Here is a 12,912-nt window from a genome sequence, read left to right as displayed (position 1 = left end):
GCGCGATCACCTACGCGCCTAGGTTCACTGAGACGGAAGGCCAAACGACTGGGTTCGCTGAGTAAACGACTCGATTGGATGAGAGCGGTCAGCCGCCGACGCGCTCAATGAACCCACACAATTGGCCTGTGACAGCCGACCTTGACCGTTTGCCACTGAAGTTTGACGACTGCTCGGTCCCGCCCTCGAAGGGGACAGGGTTGTCCCATAGCCTGGCGGCGCACGATGACACCGTGCCCCGGGGGGGAATGTATGGACTCGTTGTCCTTGGTCTCGGCGATCGTCGCCGTTTGCGGTGCGGCTGTCGCCGCGCTCTTCAGCTACTGGCAGCAACGCCGCCTGCGGTCATGGGAGCAACGCAACTACATGGACCGGTACGGGGCGTCCCTGGCGTGGGCCACGTTCGATCTGCAGACCAGGCTTTACAACATCCTGCACGGTCACGTCGTCGACCAGGACCCCTCGCGCGGCGTCGGCTTCATGACCTCCTTCCTCACACGGGGCACCGACCGCGAGGCCGAGTTCGTACGACGCAGCACGGTCTTCGTACTCGCCGAATACCTGGGCTGGGTGGAGATCCTGCGCCGCGACATCCAGTTCCTCGACCTCGGCAGAAGCCGCGTCAACACACAGATCATGCTGCAGATCTCACGGATCGGCGCAAGTCTGGCCAGGATCGACCCGGTGAGCAATGAGCTGCGCCTGTTCCGCGTCCAGCAGCGAGCCATCGGCGAACTGATGATCCACCCCGAGGGTGAGCCGGGTCGGCGCCGCTGTCTGGGTTACGCGGAGTTCTGCGCGAAGCTGGAGCACGACAACGGCTTCGCCGAGTGGTTCTCCGTCCTGCTGGCGGACATGGACCGGCTCGCCGCGGACACCGCCCCGGCCGTCACCCGTCTGCAGGATCTGCAGAAGCAGTTGGTCACCCTGATCGATCTGCTGGATCCGAAGAGGGCACGCTTCCCACAGTTCCGGCTCGCCTTCGACCGCGACAGCCACGCTCGCACCCGCCTGACCTGAAAGGTCAGGACCCGATGGTGATTGCTGACAGGGTTTGACGACAGACAGGGTCCGATCCGCCGTGCGGAAGGGGCTCTCGGACGCAAGGCGCGGCGCTCGGCCGCCTCACGCACCGTCGGTATCCAGCCGCTCCGCGGACCGGAGCAGGTACTCGGGCAGTTTTGAACTGGCCGCCAACACCTCGATGCCGATGAGGCGGCCCTGCTCGTCGAAGTCCAGGTTGATCATGCCGTCGACGTCCACCGGATCGCAGGGATACATGCGCGCCGCCTTCACGCGGGCCTGCGGTTCAGTGAGGCATACGTACGCCGCGTCCACGCTCTTGTCGTAGGTGATTCTGACGTCTGCCACGGTAAGCGGGCTCCCTCGCTGTCGTTGATGGCAGTGTCGCTGATATGGGGCGTTCCGCAACGGAGTTCGCGCAGGAGCTGCCGCACCAGCAGCACGCTCACCTGCTGATGTCGGCCAGTTCGTCGAGCCGCGTCAGCTTCCGCGGGTTCCGCACCACGTAGATCCGGGTGATCCGCCCGTCCTCCACCACGAGGCTCACCGCGGAGGGTTCGCCGTCGAACTCGATCCGGCCCGCGGGGGCGCCGTTGAGTGACACGGTCGTCGTCCTGAGCACGGCCACCTTCCGGTTCGCGGTCGCGAGCAGCCGCGCCACCGCGTCGGCCCCGTGGATCGGAGCCAGTACGGCCGGCACGATCCCGCCGCCGTCGGCGATCATGACCACGTCCGGCGCCATCACCTCCAGCAGCTCCTGCAACTGCCCCGTCCGCAGCGCGAGCAGGAACCGGTCCACCACGGCCTGCTGCTCCGACCGGCCCACCCGCACCCGCGGCCGGCGGGCCGCGACGTGCTCGCGGGCCCGGCGCGCGATCTGCCGCACAGCGGCCGCGGACTTCCCGATGGCCTCGGAGATCTCGCCGTACGGCAGCTCGAAGACCTCGCGGAGCACGAACACCGCGCGCTCGGTCGGCCCGAGCGTTTCGAGGACGGTCAGCATCGCGATCGAGACGCTCTCGGCGAGTTCGACGTCCTCGGCGACATCCGGGCTGGTCAGCAGCGGTTCCGGCAGCCACTCGCCCACGTAGTCCTCACGGCTGCGCGACAGGGCTCGCAGGCGGTTGAGCGCTTGTCTGGTGACGGTCCGGACGAGGTACGCACGCGGCTCGCGCACCTGTGTCCGGTCGACATCGGCCCACCGCAGCCAGGACTCCTGCAGCACGTCCTCCGCGTCGGCCGCCGATCCGAGCATCTCGTAGGCGACGGTGAACAGGAGGCCGCGATGGGTGACGAACGGGTCCTCCACCGTCATGCCGCCGACGCCGTACCGGAGTCCTGGGGGCGCGCGGCGAGGGGGATCTCGCAGGCGTCGGAGAGGCCCTGCGACGAGATCCCGTGCGCGTTGTTGTTCCTGGTCGCCATGTTCACGAAGGCGATGTACGCGGTGAGCTCGACCATCGCCGCCGCGCCGAGCCGGTCGAGCAGGCCCGCGTGCAGTTCGTCGGTGACGGTCGGGGGCGTGTTCGTCATGGCCTCGGCGTACTCCAGGACGTCCCGCTCCAGCGGTGTGAACACCTCCGACTCCCGCCAGCGCGGCACCTGGCTCGCCTTGGTCAGGTCCAGGTTCTGGTTCTGTGCCTGGAAGTAGCCGACGTCGAGGCACCAGGCGCAGCCGACCTGCGACGCGACGGCCATGTGCGCGTACGACTTGAGGCTCGCGTCGGCCGCGTTCCACTCGCCCAGCCGGGCCGAGAACTCCAGGTTGGACAGGGCGACCTCGGGGTGGTGCCACACCACTTCGACGGGCTCGGCCACGACGCCGAGCTGCTTGATCATGTTCTCGCTCATCTCGGTGCTGAGCTCGGCCTTCGGAACGCGGGGCGCCATGGTGTTCTCCTCAGTCGATTCGCCTGTCCGGCTGTTCGGCATGAAGACACCGCCGGGCCCGCCGATGTGACAGCCACGACGACCGTGACGGGCGGGCCGGAAGATCCGGCCCGCCCGTCACGGTCACGACCGCACCGCTCAGAGGTTGCCGCGGCGCTCCTGCTCGCGCTCGATCGCCTCGAACAGGGCCTTGAAGTTGCCCTTGCCGAAGCCCATCGAGCCGTGGCGCTCGATCATCTCGAAGAACACCGTCGGCCGGTCCTGGACCGGCTTGGTGAAGATCTGGAGCAGGTAGCCGTCCTCGTCGCGGTCCACGAGGATCTTCTGCTCGCGCAGCGTCTCCACCGGCACCCGGGTCTCGCCCGCCCACTCGCCCAGCGTGTCGTAGTACGAGTCCGGCGTGTCCAGGAACTGGACGCCCGCCGCGCGCATCGCGCGCACCGAGGCGACGATGTCGTTCGTGGCGAGCGCGATGTGCTGGACGCCGGCGCTGCCGTAGAACTCCAGGTACTCGTCGATCTGGGACTTCTTCTTGGCGACGGCCGGCTCGTTGATCGGGAACTTGACCTTCAGGGTGCCGTCCGCGACCACCTTGGACATGAGGGCGGAGTACTCGGTGGCGATGTCGTCGCCCACGAACTCCTTCATGTTGGTGAAGCCCATGACCTTGTTGTAGAAGCCGACCCATTCGTTCATCCGGCCGAGCTCGACGTTGCCGACGCAGTGGTCGATGGCCTGGAAGGTCCGCTTGGCGGGCGTCTCGACGATCGGCGCGGCCGCGGTGTAGCCGGGGAGGTAGGGGCCGTCGTAGCCGGTGCGCTCGACGAGGGTGTGGCGGGTCTTGCCGTACGTGGCGATGGCGGCCAGGACGACGGTGCCGTGCTCGTCCTTCACCTCGTGGGGCTCGGTGAGGCCGAGGGCGCCGTGCTCGACCGCGTAGGCGTACGCGGCGCGTGCGTCCGGGACCTCGATGGCCAGGTCGACGACGCCGTCGCCGTGCTCGGCGACGTGGTCGGCGAGGAAGCGGCCGTGATCCGTGGCCGGCTTGATGACGGAGGTGAGGACGAAGCGGGCGGAGCCGTTGGTCAGGACGTAACTGGCCGTCTCGCGGCTGCCGTTCTCCGGTCCGGAGTAGGCGACCAGCTTCATGCCGAAGGCGGTCGAGTAGTAGTGCGCCGCCTGCTTGGCGTTACCGACGGCGAAGACGACGGCGTCCATTCCCTTGACCGGGAAGGGGTCGGCCTGCCGTGCACTGTCGGGGATGCTGTGCGTCGTCTCAGTCATGTCCGAAGGTTCTCGCCGCTTTGCAAGGTGCGCAACAGTTCGCGGAATCGCTGGGCAGTCTGTGCAGTGCATGCCCATGATGAGCGGGCTATCTGTACATGCTGACCATCACAGGGACTACCCGGAGGCGGACCGTGGCGATCGACCATCTGGACGGGCGGCTCATCGTGCTGCTGGCGCGTGAGCCCAGGATCGGTGTGCTGGAGGCCTCGCGCCGGCTCGGCGTGGCGCGCGGGACCGTGCAGGCGAGGCTGGACCGCCTGCAGTCGAATGGCGTAATTCGCGGATTCGGCCCGGACGTGGATCCGGCGGCCCTCGGTTACCCGGTCACCGCTTTCGCGACGCTGGAGATCAAACAGGGCCAAGGAGCCGACGTGCGGGCGCACTTGGGCGGCGTACCGGAAGTGCTTGAACTGCACACCACTACCGGGCAGGGCGACATGTTCTGCCGGCTCGTGGCCCGTTCCAACGCGGATCTCCAACGGGTGATCGACCTGGTTGTCGGATTTGATGGCATTGTCCGGGCCTCCACGGCCATCGTCATGGAGAACCCCGTACCCCTGCGCATCATCCCGCTCGTCGAGCAGGCGGCACGGGACACCGACTGAGCCGAGGAGTGCCGAGTTGAGCTTCTGGGAGTATCTGGGCAATCGGCACCAGCAGCTGCTCACCGACGCGTTCCAGCACGTCAGCGCCGTGTTCCAGTGCATGGTCATCGCGACGGTGCTGGGTGTCCTGATCGGCGTCGTCAGCTATCGCAGCGGCTGGGGCGGCTCGCTGGCGATCACCTCGACGGCGGCGGTCCTGACCATTCCGTCCCTGGCCGCGATCGGTCTGCTGATCCCGCTGGTCGGACTCGGTGTGGCGCCGACCGTGATCACCCTGACGCTGTACGGGCTGCTGCCCATCGTCCGTAACTCCATCGTCGGCCTGCGCGGCGTCGATCCGGCGCTCGTGGACGCGGCGAAGGGCATCGGCATGTCGCGCATGGCCCGGCTCCGCAAGGTGGAACTGCCGCTCGCCTGGCCGCCCATCCTCACCGGCATCCGGGTCTCCACCCAGATGCTGATGGGCATCGCCGCCATCGCCGCGTACGCCTCCGGGCCGGGGCTCGGCAACGAGATCTTCCGCGGTATCGCCTCGCTGGGCAGTGCCAACGCGATCAATCAGGTGCTCGCGGGCACGCTCGGCATCGTCGTACTCGCCCTGCTCTTCGACGCCGCGTACGTACTGCTGGGGCGGCTCACCATCCCGAGGGGCATCCGTGTCTGAGACCGCGGCGGAAGCCGGACAGAAACCCGCCGTGAACGCCACCTCCGGTGCCACCATCCAGCTGGAGAACCTGACCAAGCTCTACCCGGGCAACCCGAACCCGGCCGTGGACAACGTCTCGATGGACATCAAGGCCGGCGAGACCGTGATCCTCGTCGGCCCGTCCGGCTGCGGGAAGTCGACCACCCTGAAGATGATCAACCGGCTGATCGAGCCGACCTCCGGCCGCATCAGGATCGGCGACGAGGACGTCACCGACATGGACCCGGTGAAGCTGCGCCGGAAGATCGGGTACGCGATCCAGTCGTCCGGGCTCTTCCCGCACATGACGGTCGCGGAGAACATCGCGCTGGTCCCCAAGATGATCGGCTGGTCGAAGACGAAGGTGAAGGACCGGGTCGAGGAGATGCTCGACCTGGTCGGGCTCGACCCGCGTGAGTACCACGGCCGCTATCCGCGCGGCCTCTCCGGCGGTCAGCAGCAGCGGGTGGGCGTGGCGCGGGCGCTGGCCGCCGATCCGCCGGTGCTCCTGATGGACGAGCCGTTCGGCGCGGTCGACCCGATCACCCGCGACCACCTCCAGGACGAGCTGATCCGGCTCCAGCACGAACTGCACAAGACGATCGTCTTCGTCACCCACGACTTCGACGAGGCCATCAAGCTGGGCGACCGGATCGCCGTGCTGCGCGAGCGCTCGCACATCGCGCAGTTCGACACCCCGGAGGCCATCCTGACCAACCCGACGGACGACTTCGTGTCGGGTTTCGTCGGAGCCGGTGCGGCGCTGAAGCGGCTCAACCTCACCCGGGTGCGGGACGTGGAGATCGCCGAGTTCCCGACGGTGACGGTCGACGACCCGCTCCAGTCGATCTTCAACAAGCTGCGCAGCGGCCCGCACAACGAGCTGCTGATGCTGGACCGCCGCAGCCGCCCCTACAAGTGGCTGCGGCGCGGTGACCTGATGCGGGCCCGCGGTTCGCTGGCGCGGGCCGGGCAGCTGGTGCACGACACGGTGACCAGGGACGCGACGCTGCACGACGCGCTGGAGGCGGTGCTGATCGACAGCGGCGGGCGGGTCGCGGTGACCGGGCGGCGCGGCGAGTTCATCGGGGTCGTCGACATGCACACCCTGATGAACTCCGTGCACGAACTGCTGGAGGCCGACCGGCTCACCGCCATCGAGCACGAGCACGAACTCCATGAGCTGCGCACCCATCAGACCGTGCAGGAGCTGGAGGGCGGTGCGGACGCATGACTCCCAGCTCTCCGTCCGGCTCCCGTCCCACCGGTCCGGTCCCCGCGTCCGGCCGGGACCGCCCGCCGGGCGAGCACGACGTCAAGGGGCACGCCTTCCGTGACGAGGAGGAGGAGCCGTCGCCTCCCCCGGCCCGGCCGGCCCGCCGGATCACCTGGCGCAAGCTGGTGGTGACGCCGGCGGTGCTCGCCGTGGTCCTGGTCCTCACGTACGTGTGGATCAACACCATCCACCTCGACACGATCGCGCAGAACTCCCTCGCGGGCGACACGGTCCAGCTGCGCTGGTGGCAGCACGTCAGGCTGACCGCCATTTCCACCTTCTGGGTGCTGATCATCGCCATTCCGCTGGGCATCGCGCTGACCCGGCGGGGGCTGAGCAAGGGGGCCCCGGCGGTCACGGCCATCGCCAACATCGGGCAGGCGACCCCGGCGATCGGTCTGCTGGCGCTGCTGGTGATCTGGCTGGGCATCGGCCCGTCGACCGCGATCACGGGCATGGTGATCTACGCGGTGCTGCCGGTGCTCTCCAACACGGTCGCCGGCCTGAAGGCGATCGAGCCGACCCTGGTGGAGGCCTCGCGCGGGATCGGGATGTCGTCGATGGGGACGCTCACCAAGGTCGAACTGCCGCTCGCGGTGCCGCTGATCCTGGCCGGGGTACGGACCGCGCTGGTGCTCAACGTGGGCACGGCGACCCTGGCCACGTTCGGGGGCGGCGGCGGGCTCGGGGACCTGATCACCTCGGGCATCCAGACCCAGCGGATGCCGGTGCTGGTGCTGGGTTCCGTACTGACGGTGGTGCTGGCGCTGCTGGTGGACTGGCTGGCCTCGCTGGTCGAGGTGGCGCTGACGCCGCGCGGACTGGAGGTGGGGTGATGGGCCCGGTGGGGAAGCGTACGAGGCACGGGGTGCGGGCCGCGGTACGGGCCGGCGGGCTGCGGACCGGGCTGGTGGGCGCGGTGGCGCTGGCACTGGTGCTCTCCGGGTGCGGCCTGAAGAGCGGGTCGCCGATGGCCGACGACGTGACGCCGGGGTCCGTGGGGAAGGGCGAGCCGCTGAAGGGGGCCTCGCTGACCGTCACCTCGAAGAACTTCAGCGAGAACATCATCCTGGGCCAGATGATCGGCCTGATCTTCAAGGCCGCCGGGGCGGAGGTGCTCGACCGGACGAACCTGCCCGGGTCGATCAGTGCGCGCGAGGCGATCATCCAGGGCGACGCCGATGCGATGTACGAGTACACGGGTACCGCCTGGATCACGTATCTGGGGCATTCGAAGCCGATCACCAACCCGCTGAAGCAGTGGGAGGCGGTGCGCGACGCGGACCGGAAGAACGGGGTGACCTGGCTGCCGCAGTCCACCCTCAACAACACGTACGCGCTCGCCATCAGCAAGAAGAACAACGCGAAGTACCACCTGAAGACGCTCTCCGACGTCGCCGCGCTGTCGAAGAAGAATCCCTCGGCGGTGACGATCTGCGTGGAGAACGAGTTCGCCTCCCGCAACGACGGGCTGCCGGGCATGGAGAAGGCGTACGGGATGTCGGTCCCGGCCGGCAACATCAAGAAGATGGACGCCGGGATCGTCTACACCCAGGTGTCCAAGTCCAACTCCTGCCTGCTGGGTGAGGTGTTCACCACCGACGGCCGGATCAAGGCGATGAAGCTCGACGTGCTGGAGGACAACAAGCACTTCTTCCCCAACTACAACGCCGCGCCCGTCATCCACACCCCGACCTTCGACAAGTACCCGGTGATCGCCGCCCTGTTGGACCCGCTCAGCGCCCGGCTGACCACGGAGGTCGCGCAGACGCTGAACGCCAAGGTGGACGTCGACGGGGACGACCCGCACGAGGTGGCGAAGGAATGGCTGGTGGCCGAGGGGTTCATCAAGGTGGGGTGAGGGGGCGGCGGGGCCCGGCCGGAGTTCCAAAGAAAATGATGCAAAGAACGTGTTGCAAAGGGTTCTTTGTAAGTCTATGGTTCTGGCATGGCAGAGAACGAGGCCGGCCCGGACGACAGCCCGGACAGCACGCCGGCAGACGCGCCGAACATCCACATGGTGAACGCCCGCACCCTGCGCGGGCTGGCCCACCCGCTGCGGCTGCGGCTGATGAACACCCTCCGGGAGTTCGGGCCGGCCACCGCGTCCGGCCTCGCGGACCGGCTCGGCGAGTCGAGCGGCGCCACCAGCTACCACCTGCGACAGCTCGCCTCGTACGGCTTCGTGGAGGACGACCCGGAGCGCGGCAAGGGCCGCGAGCGGTGGTGGAAGGCGGTCCACCTGGGCACGGCCTTCGACAGCACCGCGGACTTCCTCCGCGACCCGGACCCGGAGATCCGCGGCGCCATGGGGGTCGTGCTGCACGAGATCGCCACTCTGCACACCCAGGAGCTGAACACCTGGCTCGGGACCATTCACGAATGGCCCGAGGCGTGGCTTCGCTCCTCCGACCTCAGCGACTTCAAGGTGCGCCTCACGCCCGAACTCTCCCTGGAACTGTCGCAGAAGGTCCACGACCTCATCGAGAGCTACCGGGGCCGGATCCCGGAGGGCACCGAGGGCTCCGCCCTGGTCCGCACCCACCTCCACGTCTTCCCCCGCCCCACCGACTGAAGGGACCACCACGCCATGCATCCCGAGACGCACCTTCAGCTCCACGACATCCGCTCCGCCGAACTGCGGCGCCACGCCGACGACTTCCGCCTCGCCCACTCCCCCGCCGCCACCCGCGCCCCGCGAACGGATATCCGGACCCGGCTGGGCTGGACCATGGTCGAGCTGGGCCTGCGAGTGCTACCGGACCGGTCCGCCGTGCCGTCCGGCGCCCCTCGACCGGCCTAGCCCGTGGGCGGGGGGAAGAACACGCCGGACCGGAGACCGCTCATCGCCGTACTGGCCGCCAACTCCATATCGACAGCCGGTACTTCACTCACCCTGATCGGCGTTCCGTGGTTCGTCCTGGAGACCACCGGCAGCGCCGGCCGGGCCGGGGTCGTCGCCTTCTGCGCGACCCTCCCCATCGTCGTCTCCGCACTGGTCGGCGGGCCCGTCATCGACCGGATCGGCCGGCGCCGGGTCTCCGTCGCCTCCGACACGGTGTGCGGACTCGCCGTCGCCGCGATCCCGTTGCTGCACTACGCCGACGCACTCGCCTTCTGGATGCTCTGCCTCCTGATGGCCGTCAACGGGCTGTTCCACACGCCCGGCAACACCGCGCGCTACGTCCTGGTCCCCGACCTCGCCGAACACGCCGGCACCACACTCCCCCGCGCCGCCAGCCTCTTCGACGCCGTCTCGCGCGGGGCCAGGATGGTCGGGGCGGCGCTGGCCGGGGTACTGATCGCACTGGTCGGCGCGGAGACCGTGCTGCTGCTGGACGCGGCGACCTTCCTCACCTCGGCGGCGCTCATCGCCGCAGGCCTGCGGGGCGTGCGCGCGGCCGAGCCCGTCACGGCCGCGGTACCGATCTCCCTGCCCACCTACAAGCGTGAACTGCGCGAGGGATACGCCTACTTGCTCGGCAACCGGCTGCTGCTGGGCGTCGTCGTGATGGTCCTGTTCATGAACGGCACCGACCAGGGCTGGAACGCCGTGCTGCTGCCGGTGCACGCGTCGGCCGAGCTGGGCGGGGCGCGGGATCTCGGGCTGCTCACCGCGCTGTTCGGGGCGGGCGCCCTGACCGGGGCGCTGCTGTACGGGGCGGTGGGGCACCGCTACTCGCGGCGGGCCGTGTTCAGCGTCTGCGTGATCCTGTGCGGGGCGCCGAGGTTCCTGGTCGCGGCGCTGACCGGGACGACACTGCCACTGGCCGCGACGATGCTGCTGAGCGGGGTCGCGGGCGGCGTCCTGAACCCGATCCTGGCGACGGTGATCTACGGGAGCGTCCCCGACGCGCTGCGCAGCCGGGTCTCCGGGGCGATCACCGCGGGGTGCGAGCTGGCCATGCCGGTGGGCGGGCTGGCGGCCGGGCTGCTGGTGGAGAGCGTGGGCGCCCCGGGGGCGCTGCTGGCGATGGGCGGGGTCTACCTGCTCGCGACGCTGAGCCCGCTGGTCTTCCCGGCCTGGCGGACGATGGACGACGAGCCGGGCCCCGGTCCGGATGAGCCCTCGGGCCCTGCGCAGCGGCCCGTCAGCAGCTCGGGACCTTGCCCCCGTGATCCAGCGCCCGCAGCGAGGAGACCGCGCCCTTCAGGGTCGTGACCGGGATCAGCCGGAGCCCGTCGGGAAGCTCGGCGTGCGCCTCCTTGCACTCGGCCTTAGGTACGAGGAAGACGCTCGCCCCGTCCCGGCGGGCCGCCTGCGTCTTCAGCGAGACACCGCCGACCGCGCCGACCTTGCCGTCCGCCTGGATGGTGCCGGTACCGGCGATGGTGCGGCCGCCGGTGAGGTCGCCCCCGGAGCCGTCGCCGTCGAGCTTGTCGACGATGCCGAGCGCGAAGAACAGGCCGGCGCTGGGGCCGCCCACGTCGGCGAGGTGCAGGGTGACGTCGACCGAGCCCGGCTTCCTGCCGAGGTAGTTCAGGGCGGCGTCCACCGCCGAGTCCTGCGACTTCACCATGTCGTCGAGGTTGTGCTTCTCGATCTGCTTCTCGGAGCCGCCGGTCGGGTAGACGGAGTCGCGGGGCATGACCGCCCGGTCCGTACGGAACCAGCTGTCGATCACGTCACCGATCCCGACATCGGCGTCGGGCCCGGTCGCCACGATCGTCGTCATCCGCAGCTGGCCCTTGGTGGGCCGGGTGGGGGTGCCCTCGATGGTGATCACCGGTGTGCCGTGGTCGTCCCCGAGCACATTCGCCGTCGTACCGGGCTGCGCCAGCGTGAACGGCAGCGGCGCGAAGGCGGCCACGCCGAAGAGGGCGAGCACGGGGAGGGCGCAGAGGGCGAGGGTGCGCGGGCGCGAGAGACGTGTGAGCACCCGCCCAATCTAACCGGCCCCGCCTGTGTGGGGGGCGGTGCGGGGTTCCTGGGGTGGGGGTTTTGTCCTCAATCGCCGGACGGGCTTGATTTTGTGCGGGTGCCCCCGCAGGGGGCGCTTTCCCGGTGGGTGGGGGGTGGTGCCCCTCCGGGGCGTCTCCTCGGAAATGGCGTGTTCACCCGGGTACGCGGGGGACCCGGGTCGTACGCCATTTCCTGCGGGGACTCCCCTGCACGTCCCCACCCCTGCATCGTCCGCGTCTGGACGCCGGTTTTGCGACTGTCGCAGACGTGGGACGGCCGGGTTCGGGGCCGTGCAGGGGAGTCCCCGCAGGACGACGAACACAGACCCGGGCTCGTCCGCGTACCCGCCGAACGTTCGTCGTCCGAGGAGACGCCCCGGAGGGGCACCGAACCCCCACCCACCGGGAAAGCGCACCCCGCGGGGGCACCCGCACCAACCAGCCCGTCCGGCGATTGAGGACAAAAACCCGCACCAAGGAACCCCGCGCTAGCGAAGCGCGTCCGCGACCTCGCGGGCCGCGTCCACGACCCGGGGGCCGACCCGCTCCGGGACCGCGTCCGCGAGCATCACCACGCCCACGCTTCCCTCGACTCCCGTCACCCCCATCAGCGCGGCCGCCGCCCCGCTCGCCCCGGCTTCGAGTTCGCCGTGGGTGAGGGTGAACGCGGTCTCGCCCACCGGCTTCAGCCGTGCGGCGAGGATCGCCCGGCCCGCGGCGCCCCGGTCGAGCGGGTGGCGGAAGCCGGCCCGGTACGCCACGTGGTAGTCCGTCCAGGTCGGTTCGACGACCGCGACCGCCAGCGCGTCCGTGCCGTCGACGAGCGTGAGGTGGGCCGTGGCCCCGATGTCCTCGGCCAGGGAGCGCAGCGCGGGCAGCGCGGCCTCCCGGACGAGCGGGTGCACCTGACGGCCCAGGCGCAGCACGCCCAGGCCGACTCTGGCCCGACCACCCAAGTCGCGCCGGATCAGGGTGTGTTGTTCCAGGGTCGCGAGCAGACGGTAGACCACTGTGCGGTTGACACCGAGTTTGTTGGACAACTCGGTGACCGTCAGTCCGTGGTCGGTGTCGGCAAGCAGCTTGAGGACACGCAGTCCTCGGTCGAGCGTCTGCGAGGTCTCCGCGGTCACGACGCCCTCTCCTCTTTGGTGAGCGGCGGCGGCTGGTTCCCACGGATTGTGCGTCACCGGTCCCAGCGGCGACGCACGGAGAGGCCGCCGGCCTGGCCAAGGCACCGGCTGCGC

At 69.5% G+C, this 12,912-nt stretch carries 15 protein-coding genes; 9 read left to right on the top strand and 6 right to left on the bottom strand.

Going from position 1 to position 12,912, the window contains the following annotated elements; all coding sequences use genetic code 11:
• Positions 1–252: 252 nt before the first annotated feature.
• Entirely contained in the window at positions 253–1,020 is a 768-nt protein-coding gene (locus tag ACIQM0_RS32420) for a hypothetical protein (RefSeq protein WP_306090471.1), read from the top strand.
• A 105-nt stretch (positions 1,021–1,125) separates the two neighbouring features.
• Here the strand turns inward: ACIQM0_RS32420 and ACIQM0_RS32415 are convergent, their stop codons facing one another.
• From ACIQM0_RS32415 to hppD, 4 genes are all read right to left on the bottom strand, one after another.
• A complete protein-coding gene (locus ACIQM0_RS32415; protein ID WP_401293593.1) occupies positions 1,126–1,371 on the bottom strand; it encodes a DUF2283 domain-containing protein in 246 nt (81 codons plus the stop codon).
• A 97-nt stretch (positions 1,372–1,468) separates the two neighbouring features.
• Positions 1,469–2,338, bottom strand: coding sequence for an RNA polymerase sigma-70 factor (locus ACIQM0_RS32410; RefSeq protein ID WP_401293590.1), 870 nt, complete (start codon positions 2,336–2,338; stop codon positions 1,469–1,471).
• Positions 2,335–2,913, bottom strand: a complete 579-nt coding sequence (locus tag ACIQM0_RS32405; protein ID WP_401293587.1) for a carboxymuconolactone decarboxylase family protein — start codon at positions 2,911–2,913, stop codon at positions 2,335–2,337. Before ACIQM0_RS32405 ends, ACIQM0_RS32410 begins: the two co-directional genes overlap by 4 nt.
• Positions 2,914–3,051: 138 nt before the next feature.
• Entirely contained in the window at positions 3,052–4,197 is a 1,146-nt protein-coding gene (gene hppD, locus ACIQM0_RS32400; RefSeq protein WP_401293585.1) for a 4-hydroxyphenylpyruvate dioxygenase, read from the bottom strand.
• 134 nt (positions 4,198–4,331) lie between these two features.
• On the opposite strand from hppD, the gene ACIQM0_RS32395 reads away from it, so the two are divergent.
• The 8 genes from ACIQM0_RS32395 to ACIQM0_RS32360 all read left to right on the top strand — a co-directional run bounded on the left by ACIQM0_RS32395 (position 4,332) and on the right by ACIQM0_RS32360 (position 10,928).
• Entirely contained in the window at positions 4,332–4,805 is a 474-nt protein-coding gene (locus tag ACIQM0_RS32395; RefSeq protein ID WP_362966574.1) for an Lrp/AsnC family transcriptional regulator, read from the top strand.
• A gap of 16 nt (positions 4,806–4,821) precedes the next feature.
• Positions 4,822–5,469: an ABC transporter permease gene (locus ACIQM0_RS32390; RefSeq protein WP_363030282.1), complete on the top strand. Its 648-nt coding sequence runs from the start codon at positions 4,822–4,824 to the stop codon at positions 5,467–5,469.
• Entirely contained in the window at positions 5,462–6,724 is a 1,263-nt protein-coding gene (locus ACIQM0_RS32385) for an ABC transporter ATP-binding protein (protein WP_401293582.1), read from the top strand. Before ACIQM0_RS32390 ends, ACIQM0_RS32385 begins: the two co-directional genes overlap by 8 nt.
• Positions 6,721–7,602, top strand: coding sequence for an ABC transporter permease (locus ACIQM0_RS32380; RefSeq protein WP_401293579.1), 882 nt, complete (start codon positions 6,721–6,723; stop codon positions 7,600–7,602). Before ACIQM0_RS32385 ends, ACIQM0_RS32380 begins: the two co-directional genes overlap by 4 nt.
• On the top strand, positions 7,602–8,627 hold the full coding sequence (locus ACIQM0_RS32375; RefSeq protein WP_401293577.1) for a glycine betaine ABC transporter substrate-binding protein: 1,026 nt from the start codon (positions 7,602–7,604) through the stop codon (positions 8,625–8,627). The genes ACIQM0_RS32380 and ACIQM0_RS32375 overlap by 1 nt, the downstream gene beginning before the upstream one ends.
• Positions 8,628–8,714: 87 nt before the next feature.
• Complete coding sequence (locus ACIQM0_RS32370) at positions 8,715–9,341, top strand: ArsR/SmtB family transcription factor (RefSeq protein ID WP_401293575.1); 627 nt, start codon at positions 8,715–8,717, stop codon at positions 9,339–9,341.
• A 15-nt stretch (positions 9,342–9,356) separates the two neighbouring features.
• The gene (locus ACIQM0_RS32365; protein WP_401293572.1) at positions 9,357–9,569 is read left to right on the top strand and encodes a hypothetical protein; all 213 of its coding nucleotides are present in this window, start codon (positions 9,357–9,359) and stop codon (positions 9,567–9,569) included.
• A 3-nt stretch (positions 9,570–9,572) separates the two neighbouring features.
• A complete protein-coding gene (locus ACIQM0_RS32360) occupies positions 9,573–10,928 on the top strand; it encodes an MFS transporter (protein ID WP_401293569.1) in 1,356 nt (451 codons plus the stop codon).
• Here the strand turns inward: ACIQM0_RS32360 and ACIQM0_RS32355 are convergent.
• Both ACIQM0_RS32355 and ACIQM0_RS32350 read right to left on the bottom strand, forming a co-directional pair.
• Positions 10,858–11,646, bottom strand: coding sequence for a S16 family serine protease (locus ACIQM0_RS32355; RefSeq protein ID WP_385040798.1), 789 nt, complete (start codon positions 11,644–11,646; stop codon positions 10,858–10,860). The genes ACIQM0_RS32360 and ACIQM0_RS32355 overlap by 71 nt on opposite strands.
• A gap of 510 nt (positions 11,647–12,156) precedes the next feature.
• Positions 12,157–12,798 carry an IclR family transcriptional regulator gene (locus ACIQM0_RS32350; protein ID WP_145763766.1) on the bottom strand — a complete coding sequence of 214 codons (642 nt, stop codon included), beginning with the start codon at positions 12,796–12,798 and terminating at the stop codon, positions 12,157–12,159.
• Between the last annotated feature and the right edge of the window lie 114 nt (positions 12,799–12,912).

Origin of the sequence: Streptomyces sp. NPDC091387, assembly GCF_044756945.1 — a bacterium.
Classification (GTDB): Bacteria; Actinomycetota; Actinomycetes; order Streptomycetales; family Streptomycetaceae; genus Streptomyces.
The sequence above is the reverse complement of the archived record's forward strand: the minus strand, read 5'-3'. Positions and strand labels throughout refer to the sequence as shown.